The sequence below is a fragment of the Geofilum rhodophaeum genome (assembly GCF_002210225.1).
Lineage (GTDB): Bacteria > Bacteroidota > Bacteroidia > Bacteroidales > Marinilabiliaceae > Geofilum > Geofilum rhodophaeum.
In genome coordinates, this window is the sequence record NZ_MWUJ01000015.1 from 30988 (window position 1) to 48953 (window position 17966).

Sequence of the window (17966 nt, forward strand, 5' to 3'; positions counted from 1 at the left end):
TTATTCGGGTGGGCGCCTGGGGGGCAGTACTGCCGAAAGGAGGGCGGGCAGGGCCAGATTGAGGCACCAGATGAGGAAGATGGCGCCGACAATGGCGGGACTGTTGGCCGAGCGCAGTCCAAACAAAAAAAGGGCGATGGAGCCCCGTATGCCGAGGTCGGTCAGCGCCATGGTGGGCAGCAGGGTAAGGGCGGCGTAGTAGAGCATGACCAGGGCCAGGTCGCTCCAGTGCTGAAGTACGCCCAAGTGGTGGAGGATGAGCCAGAGTTGGAGGTGGTAGGTGGCGTAGCGCAGCAGGGTGAGGGCCATGATTTTGAGCAGTCGTCCCCGGCCCAGTTGGGCGAGGGCCTGTATCTGCTGTCGCCATTGGGGCCTGGTGCGCAGGCGGGGCCAAAAGGCGACCAGGAGCAGGGCCAGGACCAGTACCAGGATCAGCGCCAGGGTGGTCCAGCGGAGCAACTCCCGGCCGAAGTCTGCCAGCGTCTGTGGCAGTCCCCCGCTTTGCAGCCACAGCAATCCGACAAAGCCGCCGGCCATCAGCACCATGTTTTGTAAAAAACTCCCGGCCAGAGAACGCAAAAAGGCCTGGGTACGCAGTCCCCGTGGCAGCAGCCAGGCTTTCATAAAGGGGTCGCCGGCGCGGGCCGGCGTCACCAGTCCCGATTGCAGTCCCTTCAGCACCTGCCGCAGGGTGCTGCCGAAGCTTTGGTGGAGGAGTCCCCCTTTAAGCTGCTGCCATTTGAGGCTTTCGAGGGCGATGTTCAGGGCGGCCAGCAGTACTTGCAGGAGCAGCACCAGGACCAGTCCCCCTGTATTTTGTTGCAGCTGGCGGCCAAAGACTTCCCAATTGTGGAACTGCTGCAGGCGCCATACGATGTAGCCGAAGGCAAGGACCGAGAGGAGGACTTGCACCCAGGTGCCGATGCGGCGGGTGCGACTCATGCTTTGGCCTTGTTGACGAAGGGAAGCACGAGCAGGGAGAGGAGGCCGAAGACCAGAATCATGAGGTTGAGGGCGCCGTGTACCACCAGGGCAAAGATGCCGGCCTGGCCGGCGTCGATGCCGTAGGCCAGCAGGGCGGTGATGACCATGAAGTGCCAGGGGCCGATGCCGCCCTGCACGGGGGCTACCATGGCCAGGGTGCCGAATACGAAGACGGTGAGACTGGCCAGGGGACTCAGATGGGCGGTGTAGGGAAAGGCGAAGAAGTTGAGGTACATCATGGCAAAGTAGAGCACGAAGATGAGTACGGTATGGAAAACAAAGAGGGCTTTGTTTTCGACGCGCCGGAAGGACAAAAAGCCTTCTTTGAATTTCATCCAAAGGTCTTTGAGCTTAAAGAAGAAGCGACTGGCTCTGATTGTTTTGCGAAAGAACCAGAGGGCGGCGCCCACGAGAAAGAGGGCGACCCAGGGACCGGGGGTGGCCAGGGATTGGTACAGGCGGCTAAAGTCGAAGCTGTTGCCGGCGATGCCTTTTAATACGCCCCATTGCAGGATGACCACGAGCAGGAGCGCTACGAGCATGCTGAGGATGTCGAGGATGCGCTCGGCCACTACGGTGCCCAGCAGGCGGGTAAAGGAGAGGTTTTCGTGCTTGCTGAGTACGGCGCAACGCGAAACTTCGCCCATGCGGGGGATGGCGAGGTTGGCCAGGTAGCCAATCATGAGGGCCAAAAAGGTGTTGGTAAAGCGGGGGTGCTTTTCTAAGGGGGCTATCATCATTTGCCAGCGCAGGGTGCGGACGATGTGGCTGAAGAGGCCGGCCATCAGGGCGGCTACGATCCAAAAGTAGTTGACGTCTTCTTTGAGCGCCCGCAGCAGTTCGGCCGGATCCTGATCGCGGTACAGCCACCACAGGATGAGGGCGCCGATCAGCAGAAAGAGGAGAAACTGGAGGCCTTGTGCGTAGCGCTTTTTCAAAGTCTGTTTTTGTTTAATTAAGTGACAAAAATGTTTACCTTTGCAGTGCTTTTCAGCCTGCAATGTTACAAAATGTTGCTCTGCCAACCAAAATATTATAAACGGCCTAATCATGGACGATGAAGCAAGTAAGAGCGAAAAAATACCTGGGGCAGCATTTTCTGAACGATTTGGATATTGCGCGCCGCATTGTTGAGAGTCTCCCGACCCCGCCGGCGCACCTGATTGAGGTGGGACCCGGAATGGGGGTGCTTACGCAGTTTTTGGTGGAGCGCAGCGATGTGGATTTGCATTTGGTGGAAATTGATTCGGAGTCGGTGGCCTACTTGCACCAACACTACCCGCAGTTGAAGGAGCGCATTGTGGAGGGCGACTTCCTTAAAATGGATTTTAAGCAACTTTTCCCGGAGCGTTTCTCCATCATCGGCAATTTTCCCTACAACATTTCGAGCCAGATTTTTTTTAAGGCTTTTGAAAACCGGCACCAGATTGCTTACGTGGTGGGCATGGTGCAAAAGGAGGTGGGGCGTCGTATGGCATCGGGACCGGGCTCTAAGGAGTACGGGATTCTGAGTGTGCTTTTGCAGAGCTTTTTTGAGGTGGAGTACTTGTTTACGGTAGATGAGCATGTGTTTACCCCGCCGCCCAAGGTAAAGTCGGGGGTGCTGCGCATGACCCGCAACCAGGTGGAGCAACTCGACTGTGATGAGCGCCTGTTTATCCGTGTGGTAAAGGCGGCTTTTTTGCACCGGCGCAAAACCATGCGCAACAGTCTCCGCAAACTCGATTTTAACCACGATGCCGTGCTGCATTTGCCGGTGTTTAACCTGCGGCCCGAGCAGCTTTCGGTGCAGGGCTTTCAGGAGCTGACCCGTTTGATCCAGGATCACCCACGTTGTGAGTGAATCCCTTTTGTGTAACCTTTAATACTTCCGACTATGGCCAATTTTGAACTAACCAGAGAGTTTATTGAGCAGATCAGACTGCTTATTGAACAGAAGGATGAGGCCGCATTGACGGAGCTGATTAAGGATTTGCACCCGGCCGATATTGCTGAGATTTATGAGGAGCTGAGCATAGAGGAGGCCAAATACCTTTACTTTTTAATCGACGACGATACGGCGGCCGACGTGCTCATTGAGCTGGAGGAGGAGGACCGCCTGCGCTTTTTAAAGGCGCTGCCCAGTGAGGTGATTGCCCGTCGTTTCATCGATAAGATGGACTCCGACGATGCGGCCGATGTGCTTTCGGAGCTGGATGAGGAGCGCCAGCGTGAGGTGCTGTCCTTTTTGGACGACATTTCGGTGGCGGGCCATATTGTGGATCTGCTGAACTACGAGGAGGATACGGCCGGTAGTTTGATGGCCAAGGAGTTGATTAAGGTCAAGGAGTCGTGGAACATCGTGACCTGTCTCCGCAGCATGCGCCGGCAGGTGGAGGATGTGGATGAGGTGTACTTTGTGTATGTGGTCGATAACGACGGCATTCTCAAGGGGACCCTTTCGCTGAAGAAGATGTTGTTGAGCGGGACCGACACGCTGGTGCGCGACATCTATAACCCCGATGTGATTTCGGTCAGCGCTGAGGTGCACTCCGAGGAGGTGGCCAACATTATGGATAAGTACGACCTGGTAGTGCTGCCGGTGATCGACAGTCTGGGTCGCCTGGTGGGGCGTATTACCATCGACGATGTGGTGGACTTTATTCGCGAGGAAGCGGAAAAGGATTACCAGTTGGCTTCGGGTATTACCGAGGATGTGGAGTCGTCGGACAGTGTGTGGCGGCATACCCGTGCACGCATTCCCTGGTTGATGATTGGTTTGGTGGGGGGCCTTTTTGGTTCGCGGGTGATCAGTATTTTTGAGGGCAATATTTCTGAGCATCCCGAGGTGGCTTTTTTTATGCCGCTGATTGCTGCGATGGGCGGAAATGTGGGCATACAGTCCTCGGCCATCATGGTACAGTCGATTGCCTCGGGCAATCTGGGCCTGGATACCAACTGGCGCAAGTTGCTTAAGGAGGTGAGCATTGCCTTGCTGAATGCCTCTGCCCTGGCGGTCTTGGTGTTTTTGTACAACTTCTTTTTGGGCTCGGGGCATGCCATTACCTTTACGGTGGCTACGGCCATGTTTTCGGTGGTGGTCTTTGCCTCGCTCTTTGGCACCTTTCTGCCCCTGTTGCTGAACCGTTTCAATATTGATCCGGCGGTGGCTACGGGGCCCTTTATTACTACGCTTAACGACTTGTCGGGGATGTTTGTCTACCTGATTCTGTCGTCCTACTTCTTTTCGGTATTTCTATAGGGGGGCTGCCCTCAGCCCCGGTTGGGCATCAGGAAGCCGCCGGCCATGGGGAAGTATTCGATGTGGTAGCTGCTGCTTTCTTCCAGAATTCTTTCGATGAAGCGTTGGGTGTTGTCCGGGTAGAGCTGTCGGACCGGAGCCGGCCCTTGCAACCAGCTTTCGATTTGTCCCCGATGTTTTTCGTGCAGATCGGGCACCGTGTCAACGCCCATTTGTTGCAAGAGGGCGGCGTTGCATTGCTGTTCGTATTGGTGCTTCATGGGAACTACGCAGAGTTTTTTTCCCAGAAAGAGGGCTTCGGCCGGGGTTTCGAAGCCGGCATTGCAGAGTACGCCGCTGCATTGAAGCAAACTTTCGGTAAAGGCTTCTTTTTCGATGGGGCGGATGCGGATGTCCTGAAAGGAATAGGGCCTGCGGGCATTCTTCGAGAAGACTTCCCAGCGGATGTTTCTGAAGTTGGAGAGGAAGCTGATGATGCTCAGGTCGGCATAGGCGGGCAGATATACGGTGTAATGGCCTTTGTCGCCCGCTTTACCGGAGCGAATGTCGCTGCGAATGACGGGGGTGGAAACGCCGGGGGCAAATTTTTGAAAATGAAAGCCGAAGGAAGAAGAGGTGGGGGCATAGTGGCGCAACAAAAAGCGGCCCAGGGGATCTTTGACGGCGGGTCGTGGTGCTGCGGGATGCAGCACCGCAGCCTGGTGACTGAGGCCGATGCAGCGCTGGCCGCGCAGTCGGCAGGCCCAGGCCGATACGGGCTCAAAATCGGACAGCACCAGGTCGTAGTCCTTCACGGGCAGCTGTTTGACCTCCTTAAAAAAACGCCGCAGGGAGTTCGACGAAAAGGTGCTTTTGTAGTCGATGCCTCCGTTTTTCCCGAAGGTGAAACCGAGTCCCCCCAACTTGTATTTTATCTCCCAGGGAAGGGTCAGTTCGCTGTGGTAACCGCTGACAAGCAGGTCGGTTTCGGCATAGTTTTGCAGAATGGGCACAATTTCACGGGCCCTGGCCAGGTGTCCGTTGCCGGTGCCCTGTATGGCATAGAGTATTTTCATGTTCGTATTAATTTGCAGCAGGTGCTGTGCTGTTGTTTGTTCAGCACTGCAAGGTTACGGCAGACATGCAAATTAATGGTGAACTGGAGACTAAGTGATTGTTAAATGTGGACTTTGGGCTGCGCCTTTGCGCTTCAGCCGCACATGGGCTCGATGATGGCGTTGCGGCGGGCCATGCTGCGCTGCCAGCTGGCGTACAAATCGAGGTTGAAACTGCGGGAGTTCCCTTCGGTCTGTACCAGTTTGCTGCGGCGGGCTACTACAAAGGAGCGCTGGGGCGAAAGACTGCCTACCATGTAGTCGATGCCTCCGTGAAAGCGGTCGTTGAGGGCCTGGGTGGGCCCTTCGCAATGTACAATGAGGGTGAGCTTGTGACGGGCGGTGAGAAACAGGAGCTGGTCGATCAACTGGTCGCTCAGTGCTTCGCTGCTTTCGATTTGGAGCACGACGGCGTGCACCAGGCGGTTTTGTTCTATGCCTTGTTCGAGTCCCTGCAGGTTGTCCAGTGCCAGGGGGTGCAGGCGTACTTCTCCGGCTGCATCGGGACTGCTGGTGTTGGGGTGCGACTTTTGACTCATCCAAAGGATTTCCTGTTCCCAGCTGAGCACGGAGGCCAGGACGGTGGCCAAAGCATAGGCACTCTCGTGATCAAACACGATGGTCTCAAAACCGGTCTGGTAAAAGCGGTCGGACCGGATGCTGGTTTTGGACCACATCTGTAGGACTTGGCTGTCCATTTCTTCTTCCATCAGCACTTTTCCTGCCTCCAGAAAGTCGTTGTTACCCGGGTACATCATGGCGTTGGGACGGTTTATAGCGGTTGTTTGCATATGCGTTTTTGTGCTTGTTCTGATATTCCGGGGTAAAAATAAGCAGATGGGGCAAGCAGCTTGTCAATGCAAGGTTAAGACTGTGTTATGTTTGTCTTACAAGTTTATGACAATCAGAAACTAGGGGGCACGTACGGCGACCGGCTTTTTTTTAGTGTTTTTTTGACGAGGGCCTCCGCCTTGCTTTTTGTATCTTTAGCCTTTGTTTCAAACTTCGCTGAATATGCCCGATTTGTTTGCCGATATTGTTTTGCCGGTGCCGCTGCCGCGCTTGTTTACTTACAGTGTGCCGCCTGAGTTGGCGGGGGGACTGGAGACGGGCTGTCGTGTGGTGGTTTCTTTTGGCAAAAAGAAGCTGCTGTCGGGGGTGGTGTTTCGCCTGCACCACGAGGCGCCGCAGGCCTATGCCTGCAAGCCGTTGCAAAGTGTGCTGGAGGGGGGACCGGTGGTGCTTGCTGCGCAGTTGAAGCTGTGGCAGTGGATGGCCGATTATTACCAGTGTACTTTGGGTGAGATTTATAAGGCAGCGCTGCCCTCGGGCCTCAAGCTGGAGAGCGAAACGCGGGTGTACTATAATGCGGACTTTGAGCAGGAGACGGATTTGCCCGAAAAGGCTTTGCTGGTGTTGGATTTTCTGAGTCGCGAGAAGCACACGACCATTGGGCGACTCAATGAGCTTACGGGATTGAAAAACTGTTATGGCCTGGTTAAGGCTTTGATGGATATGGAGGCGGTGTTTGTGCATGAGCGCCTGAATGCGGCTTACCGTGCCCGCGAGGAGGCTTTTATTCAGCTTGCCGAAGGGGCGCGCAGTGAGAACGGCATGCGCGATGCCTTTGATGCTTTGGGGCGGGCTCCCAAGCAGTTGCAGGTACTGATGACTTTTGTGCAGAAGGCCGGCGGGGTGGAGTCGGTGATGGCGGGTGCCGGCTTATGGCGCAAGGAGTTGCTCGACTTGGTGGAAGGGGGCGCCGGGGCGCTGTCGGAGTTGTTGAAGAAGGGAACCCTGGTGCAGGAGCAGCGGGAGGTCTCGCGACTTGCGCAGGAAAGGGTGGAGCTGCAGGAGAAGAAGGCGCTTTCGGAGGTGCAGACCAAAGCCCTGGAACAGGTGCGGGAACAGCTGTCGCCCGACAAGCCGGTACTTTTGCACGGGGTGACCTCCAGCGGGAAGACCGAGCTCTACATTCATCTGATCGAAGAGGTTTTGCAGTCGGACCGCCAGGCCTTGTACCTCTTGCCCGAAATTGCTTTGACGACCCAGATTACGAGTCGCCTGAAGGCCCACTTTGGCGATAAGCTGGGGATTTACCACTCCCGTTTTTCCGATGCCGAAAGGGTGGAGGTCTGGCAAAACCTCCTGGGTGAGCAGCCTTACCAGGTGATTTTGGGTGTGCGCTCGGCGGTGTTTTTGCCTTTTAAGGCGCTGGGACTGATTATTGTGGATGAGGAACACGAGCATTCTTTTAAGCAGTTTGATCCGGCCCCGCGCTACCATGCCCGGGATGTGGCGCTGGTGCTGGGACGCCACTTTGGGGCGCAGGTGTTGCTGGGTACGGCTACCCCGTCGATGGAGAGTTATTACAATGCGGAGACGGGAAAATATGGGCTGGTGGAGCTGGCGACGCGGCACGAGGGTTTGCAGTTGCCGGAGGTGGTGGTGGTGAATACGCGCGACGAGCAACGCAAGAAGCGGATGACGGGTCCTTTTTCGCCCCAGCTGGTGGCGCTGATGCAGGATGCCCTGGAGCGGCACGAACAGATCATTCTGTTCCAGAACCGGAGAGGCTTTGCCCCTTATCTGGAGTGTACGGTCTGTGCCTGGATTTCGCGCTGCAAACACTGCGATGTGAGCATGACCTACCATAAGGGCATTCATCAGTTGGTGTGCCACTACTGCGGCTACACCGAACCGGTGCACACGGTCTGCCAGGCCTGCGGCAATCCCTCGCTGCAACTGAAGGGTTTTGGCACGCAAAAAATTGAGGAGGAGATTCAGGCGTTGTTGCCCGGGGTGCGGGTGGGGCGGATGGACTACGATACCACGCGGTCGAAAAAGGGCTATGAGGACTTGATAGGGGCTTTTGAGCAGGGGAAGCTCGATGTTTTGGTGGGTACGCAAATGGTGACGAAGGGACTCGATTTTGACCGGGTGAGTGTGGTGGGTATTTTGAATGCCGACGGGATGCTCAACAATCCCGATTTCAGGGCTTTTGAACGCAGCTACCAAATGATGGCGCAGGTGAGCGGTCGCGCCGGCCGTAAAAATCGCCGGGGTACGGTGGTCTTACAGACCAGCGATCCGGAGCATCCGGTGATTGCGCGGGTGCGCAACAACGATTTCGCCGGCTTTTATGCCGAACAGCTGGCCGAGCGCGAGCAGTTCAAATACCCGCCTTTTTACCGTTTGGTGTATCTCACGGTGAAGCACAAGCAGCGGCAAACGGCCCAGGGGGCGGCCCAGGCGCTGGCGCATTTTCTGCGCGAGGTTTTTGGCAATCGGGTGCTGGGACCCCAGGAACCGCCGGTGGCACGTATTCAGGATGTGCATTTGCAAAAAATTATGCTGAAGCTGGAGCGCCAGGCTTCTACGGTGAAGGCCAAGGAGCTGATGCAGGATTGCATCAACCGGGTGCTGGCTACTCAAAGTTGGCGCTATGTGCAGGTGGCGGCCGATGTGGATCCTATGTAAATACGGTGTTTTTTGTACCTTTTGCACAGTATTTTTACTTTTTGACCGAAACTAAGGGACGGGGGCGTTGTATTTTTGGTGGTGGAAGATCCTTAGAAAAACGCACAACCAAAAGCACCGCCCTCCGGGGTGGATCAAGTTGGCCCCGCCAGTTGTTTCGACAACTGTTGCGGGGCACTTTTTTTGTAGAAGGGGCGCTCTTGTTTCAATATTGCGGAAATAAGCTTATTTTTGCTTTTGAGCGGTCTGCCATTACAGGCCCTTTTTAAAGTATTCAGATTTATGTTGAAACAGAGTTTACAGCAAAAACTGCTTCAGAAGCTTTCGCCCCTGCAAATTCAGGTGATTAAGTTGCTGGAGATTCCGACTGCCCAGCTGGAACAGCGCATAAAGGAGGAGTTGGAAGTAAACCCTGTGCTGGAGTATGCGGGCGATTCGCAGGGGAGCAATGATGAGTACGGCGATGAGGCCGATTCGGTTCCTGAGCAGGAAATGGAAAAGGATGAGCTGTCGATCGACGACTACATTCGCGACGACGATATTCCTGCCTATAAATTGCAGTCGCGCAATTACTCGAAGGACGACAAGCACGAAGACATTCCCTTTTCGGGGGGGACCACCTTTCATGAACATTTGACGGCTCAGCTGGGTTTGCGCATCATGACCGAGCGCCAGCGCAATATTGCCGAATACATTATTGGCAATATTGACGAGGATGGTTACTTGCGGCGTGAGATTGAGGAGATTGTGGACGATTTGGCTTTTTCGCAGAATGTGGAGGTGGAGGAGCAGGAGGCGCTGGAGGTGCTGGAGGTGATTCACGATTTTGATCCGCCCGGAGTGGGGGCCCGCGATTTGCAGGAGTGCCTGGTGTTGCAGATGGAACGCCGGGCCAATGAGGCGGAGTCGGCGCGCCATGCCTATCAGATTTTGAAGTCGCATTTTGAAGAGTTTACCCGCAAGCATTACGATAAAATTGCCAAAAGACTGCACCTCGATGACGAGCAGCTGAAGGATGCGGTGGATGAAATTTTGAAGCTGAACCCCAAGCCGGGCAGCTCGTACAGCAATCCGATGAGCAAAACGGCCCAGCACATTATTCCGGATTTTATTCTGGAGGTAGAGGACGGCCAGTTTCAGCTGTCGCTGAATTCGCGTAATTTGCCCGAATTGCGGGTCAGTTCGACTTATTCGGAGATGCTCAGCGATTACCAGTCGAACAAGAAAAACCAGAGCCGCGAGCAAAAGGATGCGGTGATGTTTGTAAAGCAGAAGCTCGATTCGGCCAAGTGGTTCATTGATGCCATTCGTCAACGCCAAAACACTTTGATGACGGTGATGGAGGCCATTCTGGCTTACCAGAAGGAGTATTTTGTGGAGGGCGATGAAATGAGTTTGCGCCCGATGATTTTGAAGGACATTGCCGATAAAACCAATCTGGATATTTCGACCATTTCACGGGTGTCGAACAGCAAGTACATTCAGACGCACTTCGGTATTTTTCCGCTGAAGTACTTTTTTTCGGAGGGCTTGCAGACCGACAGCGGCGAGGAGGTTTCCACACGGGAAATTAAGAAGATTCTGGAGGAGTGTATAGCCGCGGAGGACAAACGCAAACCATTGACCGACGATAAGCTGGCCCTGATTCTGAAGGAGAAGTCGTACAACATTGCCCGTCGTACGGTGGCCAAGTACCGGGAACAGTTGAATATTCCTGTGGCACGTCTGCGCAAGGAGTTGTAACGGGACCTGGTCCCAAAAAGAAGAGGAGAGCTATGCGTTTATTGAGCAAGGTGGTTTCGGTACTTTTTCATCCCATGCTGATGCCGGTATTGGGCGTTTTTTTGATTTTCAATTCGGGCCACCATGTGGCTTTTATGCCTTTGGAGGCCAAGCGGGTGGTTTATTTGATGGTTGGACTCACCACTTGTATTTTGCCCTTGTCGCTCTTGCCTTTGTTGTATCAGTTTGGAGCCATTAAGAGTTTTCAGATGGAGACGGCCCGGGAGCGTTTGTGGCCCGTGCTCTTTACGGCGCTGTTTTACTACATGGGTTACCTGCTGCTGAAACGCATGGGCTTGTCGGGGATGCTGGCGACTTTTATGTTGTCGACTTTGGCGACTTTGTTGTTTGCGTTGGCCTTTACTTTTTTCTGGAAAATCAGTCTCCATGCCATTGGCATTGCCGGTGTAGCGGGTGCCCTGGCGGCTTTGGGTCTGCGTTACGGACTGGATGTGTCGCACTGGGTGGCCTTGCTGGTGGTGGCGGGGGGACTCACAGGGTCGGCGCGACTGGCTTTGGGGGCGCATACGCCCGCACAGGTCTATGCGGGCTATGCGTTGGGCTTTCTGCTTGTTTTTTTCTTCGCTACTGCTCTTCCTTTAACTGAAAGCCGAGTTGCTTAAACATGGTGCGGACTTCCCTGGAGGCCCGTGCGGGCAGTTGTACCTGCCAGAGGTGAAACTCCCTGCGTGGCGGATATTCGCCTCTTAATTTTTCGAATTCGGTGGGCCGGGCCCGCAGTCGGGCATCGTCGTCGCATACGTCAAAGGTCCTTAAAATGGCGGTGGCGGCGACCTGGGCGGGGGACATTTGCAGTATTTCTTCGCCGAAGCGGATGAGGGGATCGGGGGGCAGCGGCAGCGAGCTTGGCTGCCAATCGCTCAGCGGCAGTTGAAAGTGACGGGCCAGGGCCTGTACGGTCATGGTGGTGCCGTTGGCTTTGCCATCGACGGAGTAGCCGGCAATGTGGGGGGTGCCTATCCAGACTTTCTGATGCAGATCGGAGTGGATGTGGGGTTCGTTTTCCCATACGTCGAGCACTACGCGACTGAGGTGGGTGCTGGCCAGGCCCTGCAGGAGGGTTTGGGTGGCGGTGACTTCGCCCCTGGAGGAGTTGATAACGATGGCGCCTTTTTTGGTCTGCCGCAAGGTGTCTTTGTTGAAAAGGTGCCAGGTGGCATCGGGTCCGCCCATGTTTAAAGGCGTGTGAAAGCTGATGAGGTCCGATTCGTGCAGCAAGTGTGTCAGCTCGCAAAATTCGGCACTGCCCTCGCTGCGTTGGCGGGGCGGGTCGTTCAGCAGCACTTTAAAGCCGAGGGTGCTGGCCAGTTGGGCAATTTTGCTGCCCACCATGCCTACGCCTACAATGCCGAGGGTGGTGGCGGCGGGGTCGCGTCCCTCGAGTATCAGGCGGGCCAGTACCGAGCCGATGTATTGGCGGACCGATCCGGAGTTGCAGCCGGGGGCATTGACCCACCGAATGCCGGCGCTTTCGAGCCAGGGGATGTCGAAGTGATCGGTGCCAATGGTGGCGGTGGCCACCATTTTTACAGAAGAGTTTTCCAGCAGCTGGGCGTTGCAGGCGGTGCGGGTACGCACAATCAGGGCATCGGCATCTTTCACATCATCGGGACCTATTTCTTTTCCGGGCAGATACAGCACTTCGGCAAAGGGCTCAAAGACGCCTTTGAGTCCGGGAATTTTATCGTCGGCAACTATTTTCATTTTTCTGGTTTTTGTAACAATAAAGGTGCAAATTACCTTTTTGTTTCAGGTTTCTTGCAGCAGGAGCAACTGAGACAAAATTAGTAAAAAGTGTGGGACTGCGAAAAAATCAATGAATGAAGCGTTTGAGGGCTCGGAGCGGGGACTGTCTTTTTCAGTAAGTAAAAAAAAATAACTACTTTTGTGCCTGGTTAATTTAGAATTATACGAACAACAAACCTTAATAATTGCCGCTAAACATGAGTAAAGACATTTCAATGAAGGCAGCCGACAACATTCGGATCTTGTCGGCCGCAATGGTAGAGCAGGCCAAATCGGGCCACCCCGGTGGCGCCATGGGAGGTGCAGATTTTGTACACATTCTTTTTTCTGAATTCTTGAACTACGATCCCAAGGATCGTACCTGGATAAACCGCGACCGCTTTTTTCTGGATCCCGGTCACATGTCGCCCATGCTGTACAGCATTTTGGCGCTGACGGGAACTTACAGCATGGACGAGCTGTCTCAGTTTCGTCAGTGGGGCAGTCCCACCCCGGGTCACCCCGAAGTAGAGGTGGCACGTGGTGTAGAAAACACTTCCGGACCGCTGGGTCAGGGCCACACCATGGCTGTGGGTGCGGCCATTGCCGAGCGCTTTTTGGTGCAGCGCTTTGGCGAGTGGATGGCGCATAAAACTTATGCCTTTATTTCAGATGGCGGCGTGCAGGAGGAAATTTCTCAGGGTGCTGGTCGTATGGCCGGTTACCTGGGTTTGAACAACCTGGTGATGTTTTACGACAGCAACGACATTCAGCTGTCGACCGAAACCAAGGCTGTTACCGTTGAGGATACGGCTAAGAAATACGAGGCCTGGGGCTGGAAAGTGGTGACCATTGACGGACACAAGCACGATGAAATTCGTGCTGCCTTAAAGGCCGCCCAATCGGAGACCGAAAAACCCACCCTGATTATTGGTAAAACCATTATGGGTAAGGGTGCGGTTAAGACCGACGGCAGCAGTTATGAGAAGCAGGTGAGTACGCACGGTCAGCCCCTGAGTGCGGCCGGTGCCGATTTTGCCGCAACCATAAAAAATCTGGGGGGCAACCCCGAGCGGCCTTTTGCCATTTTCCCCGAAGTGGCTGACCTGTATGCCAAGGCCCAGGCTGCCAAAGCGGAGCATGTGGCCCGTAAGCGCGAGGAGCAGAAGGCCTGGGAAGCTGCCCAGCCTGAGTTGGCCGCTAAGTTCAAGGCTTTCTTCAGTAAGGAGGCGCCTGCCTTTGATTTTGCTGCCATTCAGCAAAAGGCCAACAATGCTTCCAGAGCTTCTTCGGCCACTGTTCTGGCTGAGTTTGCCGGAAAAATTGAGAATATGATTGTGATGTCGGCCGACCTGGCCAACTCCGATAAGACCGATGGCTTTTTGAAGAAGACCACTGCTTTCAGCAAAGGCGATTTCTCCGGTTCCTTTTTGCAGGCCGGTGTGGCTGAGTTGACTATGGCTGCGGTGGCCAACGGTATGGCTTTGCACGGTGGGGTGATTCCCGTTTGCGGAACCTTCTTTGTGTTCAGCGATTACATGAAGCCTGCGGTTCGTCTGGCTGCCCTTATGGAGCTGCCTGTGAAGTATGTGTGGACCCACGATGCTTTCCGCGTTGGAGAAGACGGTCCCACCCACCAGCCGGTGGAGCAGGAGGCACAAATTCGTCTTCTCGAAAAGCTGAAGAACCACAAGGGCGAGAACAGTATGTTGGTGCTGCGTCCGGCCGATGCCGAGGAGACTACCGTGGCCTGGCAAATGGCTGTGGAGAATGTGAAGACGCCGACCGCTTTGATTTTGTCGCGTCAGAACATCACCAACCTGCCCGGCAGCTCGTACCAGCAGGCCCTGCAGTCTAAAAAGGGTGCCTACATTGTGGAGAAGGACGCTGCCCAGCCCGATGTGGTTTTGGTAGCCAATGGCTCTGAGGTAGCTACCTTGGTCGAAGGGGCTAAGTTGCTTCGCGAGAAGAAGGCCTTGAAGGTGCAGATCATTTCGGTGCCTTCTGAGGGTGTTTTCCGCAATCAGCCTAAGGCCTACCAGGATGAGGTGCTCTTGCCGGGTACGCCCAAGTTTGGTTTGACGGCCGGTTTGCCGGTTAACCTGGAGGGACTGGTAGGTGCCGACGGGGTGGTAGCTGGTCTGGATCACTTTGGTTACTCTGCGCCTTACGGGGTGCTTGACAAGGAGTTTGGTTTTACCGGCGAGGCGGTGTACAATCAGGTGCTTTCGCTGTTGAACAAGTAAGCTGCATTATATTGTTTTTTGACGAAGGCTGCTTCTACGGAGGCAGCCTTTGTTGTTGGGCGCTGTATAAAAATGCGCCAGACTTGTATTTTCGGTAAAAATCTGTTTATCTTTAACAATTCGTGAATTTTGTGTTGGCAAAAGCCTGTACTGTCAAAAAGTTATGTTGTATGGAAAATTATCTCCTCGAACTGATTAGGGAAAACAACCGCATCATTATTCCTGATTTTGGCGCTTTTATTGTCTCGCGCGACAAGGGCCAGAACATTTTGTTCAATAACTTTTTGAGCTTTAACGATGGCCTTTTAATCAGTCACATTTGTGCTGTGGAGGGGATTGATTCTGCTGCTGCGGCCCAAAAGGTGGAAGACTATGTGGCTGTGCTGAATCGTGCCCTTGAGGATACGGGTATGTTTGAGGTCAAAGGCATTGGTCGTTTTTTGAAGGACGATCAGGGGGTTTTGCGTTTTGAGCAGGACTTGCCGGGTGAACCGGAAGAGCGGGTGGAGGAGGAAGTTGCTGCGCCCCTGGACGACAATGATTTGTTGGATTTGGAACCTTCGGTGACGGAGGAAAGCGTTCCGCTGCAAAGTTCGGTGCCCACTCCGCCGGCACCGGAGCAGGAAGAACGCGATCAGGACCCTGGCAGTTTGCAGGAGGAGGAGACGAAAAAGCGGCGCAGTCCCGTCGGATTAATTGTATTCCTGCTGTTGCTTTTGCTGCTTTTGGCGGGTGCCGTTTTGTGGTTTTATACCCCGGTGCTGGATGCTTATAAACCGGTGAAGGAGGAGGTGGAAATGGCTGCGCCTGAGGCGGAGCTGCCTGAGGTGGCGCCTTTGGATTCGATGGAGCAGGACGTGGCGCCAATGACGGAAGAAGTTGTGGATGACAAGGCGGAAGTAAAAACCGCCGTTCCGGTTGGCCGTCAGCACCATGTTATTGTGGGCAGTTACACGGAGGAAGGGCGTGCTGCTGAAGCGGCCAGGAGTTTTGTGGCCCGGGGTTTTGAACAGGCTGCTGTTTTGCCTTATGAGGGACGCTTTTTGGTGAGTTTGGAATGGCACGCTTCGGTGAACCAGGCCTTGCAACGCCAGGAGGTGCTTTTGCAGGATTTGCAGATGGAGAACTGGGTGCTGTCTTTGCGCCTTCAGTAGGATGTTTGTTTTGTGCTGGGGACTTCTTCCCTTTTTACTATACCTGGGCTTTGTTGGGGCGGTCTGGTGCAGCTGGAGAAGGGAAAAGGGGACGGGACAGTTGGATGTATTGGAAGAATCGCTGGTTTCGGTGGTGGTTCCCTTTCGTAATGAGGAAAAGCATTTGCCGGCTCTGGTGGCGGCTTTGCGAAAACAAAGCTATCCCGAATCTTTACTTGAATTTTTGTTGGTGGACGATGGTTCTTCGGATGGGGGACCGGCTTTTCTGCGGCAGGAGCTGGCAGATGATGCGCGCTTTGTTCTCATGAGCTCGCCCGGTAGCGGGAAGAAGCAGGCGCTGCGTCACGCTTTTGAGCGTTGCCAGGGAAGTCTGGTGCTGACGACCGATGCCGATTGTGTGCCGGCACCCGGCTGGGTGGCGGCTGTGGCGACTGCCTTTACTGTGCAGGAGGCCGATTTTTTGTTTGGTCTGGTGTATATGCGGTCGGGGAAGGGCCTGTTCGGGGCTTTTGAGGCGACGGATTATATGGCTTTGCAGTTGAGTGGGGCGGGGGCGGCTTTGCTGGGCATGCCGGTGTTTTGCAGTGCGGCGTCCATGGCTTTTCGGCGCAGTGCTTATTTTGAGCTTAAGGATTGTGTGGGGGGACAGGCTTGGGCTTCGGGCGACGATGTGTTTTTGCTGCATGCCTTTAAGTCGGCCCACAAGCGCATTGTGTTTGTGAAGGATGCTGCCGGCGTGGTGGAGACCTCTGTGGGTGGGAGTCTGCCTGCTTATTTGCGGCAGCGCATGCGCTGGGGCGGAAAGGCGCGTGGTTACAAGGACGGGGCTTCACTGGCGCTGGCCGGAGTGGTTTTTTTGAGTAATTTGTGGTTGCTGGCACTGTTGATGGGGGCCCTGTTGGGTGCCTGCCCGCTGTGGTGGCCGGTGCTGGCCTTTGGAAGCAAGGCGGTGGTCGACGGACTTTTGTTGCGGGAGGGTTTCCGCTTTTTGGGGGCGGATTATTCGCCAGGCCGGCATGTGCTGTTTTCCCTTTTTTATCCCTTTTTGTTGTTGCTGTCGGCTTTGGGCGGCTTGTTGTCGACCCCCAAATGGAAATAGAACGACCGCCTGCCGGAGGCAGACGGTCGCTGTGCTTATTAGGGGCCGCTGTGCTTAGGGCATGCGGTACATAAAGGCATTGATGTTCATGCCGGCACCAACCGAAGTCATCATCAGATGGTCGCCCGAAGCGGCGCTGTGTCCTTCCAGTTTTCCTTTTACCAGTAGGTCGTAAAGGGTGGGCACGGTGGCTACGCTGCTGTTGCCCAGGGTACGTATGGTCATGGGCATCACCTGCAGATCCACATTTTTCTCGCCGTAAAGACGGAATATGCGTTTCAAGATGGCTTCGTCCATTTTGGCATTGGCCTGGTGGATGAGTACTTTTTTGACATCGCTGAGCTGTAGGCTGTTTTTAACGAGGCATTCCTGGGCCACGAGGGGCACGTAGGTGAGGGCGTAGTTGTACAACTTGCGTCCCAGCATTTTCAGGTAGATGCCGTCCTGCTCCGGATTGTAGGAAGGGCCCATCTGCAACAGGTCGAGGTAGTCCTCGGTATCGGTACGCACCACATGCTTAAGCATGCCCACCGGGGTGTCGCTTTCGCGGGCCTGAAGTATGGTTGCTCCGGCGCCGTCGGAAAAAATCATGCGGTCGCGATCGTGGGGGTCCGAGGAACGACTGATGGTGTCGGCTCCAATGACCAGGACGGTTTTGGCGTCGCCCGATTTGATGTAATAGTTGGCCTGAATCATGGCCTGGGTCCACCCCGGACAGCCAAAGGTAATGTCGTAGGCTACGGCTTTGTGGCTTTTGATGCCCAGTTTTTTCTTCACGCGGGAAGATAAGGTGGGCAGGATATCGGGATAGAGCGATCCTTGTTTCATGTCGCCCAGGTTGTGGGCCACAATGATGTAGTCGATGGTTTCGGGATCGATACCGGCATCGGCAATGGCCTCTTTGGCAGCAAAGGTGGCCATGTCGGAGGTGAGTACCTCCGGGGGTGCCACCCGACGTTCAACAATATCTGTAATTTGTTCAAATTTCCGGGTGATTTCAGGCCCCGGAGTCTCAATTTTGCTGCCGTCTTCGTTCATGAAAACGCTGCTTTCGAAGGCTTCGTTCTTCACTACTACAGGCGGGATATAACTGCCTGAACCGGTTATGACGGCGTAGATGGATGGTTGTGCAAACATGTA

At 54.7% G+C, this 17966-nt stretch carries 14 protein-coding genes; 8 read left to right on the top strand and 6 right to left on the bottom strand.

All coding sequences use genetic code 11. From position 1 onward, the window contains the following. Both B4W65_RS12885 and B4W65_RS12890 read right to left on the bottom strand, forming a co-directional pair. Positions 1–942: a lysylphosphatidylglycerol synthase domain-containing protein gene (locus B4W65_RS12885; protein WP_088655576.1), complete on the bottom strand. Its 942-nt coding sequence runs from the start codon at positions 940–942 to the stop codon at positions 1–3. Further along, entirely contained in the window at positions 939–1922 is a 984-nt protein-coding gene (locus B4W65_RS12890) for a lysylphosphatidylglycerol synthase transmembrane domain-containing protein (protein WP_240509574.1), read from the bottom strand. The genes B4W65_RS12885 and B4W65_RS12890 overlap by 4 nt, the downstream gene beginning before the upstream one ends. A 119-nt stretch (positions 1923–2041) precedes the next feature. Between B4W65_RS12890 and rsmA the strand changes: the two genes are divergently transcribed. Further along, a complete protein-coding gene (gene rsmA / locus B4W65_RS12895) occupies positions 2042–2827 on the top strand; it encodes a 16S rRNA (adenine(1518)-N(6)/adenine(1519)-N(6))-dimethyltransferase RsmA (RefSeq protein WP_088655578.1) in 786 nt (261 codons plus the stop codon). 33 nt (positions 2828–2860) lie between these two features. Further along, complete coding sequence (gene mgtE / locus B4W65_RS12900; protein ID WP_088655579.1) at positions 2861–4225, top strand: magnesium transporter; 1365 nt, start codon at positions 2861–2863, stop codon at positions 4223–4225. Positions 4226–4236: 11 nt separating this feature from the next. On the opposite strand, the gene B4W65_RS12905 is transcribed toward mgtE, so the two are convergent. Both B4W65_RS12905 and B4W65_RS12910 read right to left on the bottom strand, forming a co-directional pair. After that, a complete protein-coding gene (locus B4W65_RS12905; protein WP_088655580.1) occupies positions 4237–5280 on the bottom strand; it encodes a glycosyltransferase family protein in 1044 nt (347 codons plus the stop codon). Between the two features lie 134 nt (positions 5281–5414). Continuing rightward, positions 5415–6110 (bottom strand): hypothetical protein, encoded by a 696-nt coding sequence (locus B4W65_RS12910; protein ID WP_088655581.1) that lies wholly within the window; start codon positions 6108–6110, stop codon positions 5415–5417. 223 nt (positions 6111–6333) lie between these two features. On the opposite strand from B4W65_RS12910, the gene priA reads away from it, so the two are divergent. The 3 genes from priA (at position 6334) to B4W65_RS12930 (ending at position 11204) form a co-directional block, all read left to right on the top strand. Beyond that, positions 6334–8799, top strand: a complete 2466-nt coding sequence (gene priA / locus B4W65_RS12915; RefSeq protein WP_088655582.1) for a replication restart helicase PriA — start codon at positions 6334–6336, stop codon at positions 8797–8799. A 282-nt stretch (positions 8800–9081) separates the two neighbouring features. Beyond that, on the top strand, positions 9082–10542 hold the full coding sequence (gene rpoN / locus B4W65_RS12925) for an RNA polymerase factor sigma-54 (RefSeq protein ID WP_088655584.1): 1461 nt from the start codon (positions 9082–9084) through the stop codon (positions 10540–10542). Between the two features lie 32 nt (positions 10543–10574). Beyond that, positions 10575–11204, top strand: a complete 630-nt coding sequence (locus B4W65_RS12930) for a hypothetical protein (RefSeq protein ID WP_088655585.1) — start codon at positions 10575–10577, stop codon at positions 11202–11204. Here B4W65_RS12930 and B4W65_RS12935 read toward each other — a convergent pair. Beyond that, the gene (locus B4W65_RS12935) at positions 11167–12306 is read right to left on the bottom strand and encodes a 4-phosphoerythronate dehydrogenase (RefSeq protein ID WP_088655586.1); all 1140 of its coding nucleotides are present in this window, start codon (positions 12304–12306) and stop codon (positions 11167–11169) included. The two genes, B4W65_RS12930 and B4W65_RS12935, sit on opposite strands and share 38 nt — an antisense overlap. 239 nt (positions 12307–12545) lie before the next feature. On the opposite strand from B4W65_RS12935, the gene B4W65_RS12940 reads away from it, so the two are divergent. The 3 genes from B4W65_RS12940 (at position 12546) to B4W65_RS12950 (ending at position 16826) form a co-directional block, all read left to right on the top strand. Beyond that, the gene (locus tag B4W65_RS12940) at positions 12546–14573 is read left to right on the top strand and encodes a transketolase family protein (RefSeq protein WP_088655587.1); all 2028 of its coding nucleotides are present in this window, start codon (positions 12546–12548) and stop codon (positions 14571–14573) included. A 170-nt stretch (positions 14574–14743) separates the two neighbouring features. After that, the gene (locus B4W65_RS12945; protein WP_088655588.1) at positions 14744–15727 is read left to right on the top strand and encodes a hypothetical protein; all 984 of its coding nucleotides are present in this window, start codon (positions 14744–14746) and stop codon (positions 15725–15727) included. A 1-nt stretch (position 15728) separates the two neighbouring features. Continuing rightward, positions 15729–16826 carry a glycosyltransferase gene (locus B4W65_RS12950; protein ID WP_088655589.1) on the top strand — a complete coding sequence of 366 codons (1098 nt, stop codon included), beginning with the start codon at positions 15729–15731 and terminating at the stop codon, positions 16824–16826. A gap of 54 nt (positions 16827–16880) precedes the next feature. On the opposite strand, the gene B4W65_RS12955 is transcribed toward B4W65_RS12950, so the two are convergent. Continuing rightward, entirely contained in the window at positions 16881–17963 is a 1083-nt protein-coding gene (locus B4W65_RS12955; RefSeq protein ID WP_088655590.1) for a 3-oxoacyl-ACP synthase III family protein, read from the bottom strand. Between the last annotated feature and the right edge of the window lie 3 nt (positions 17964–17966).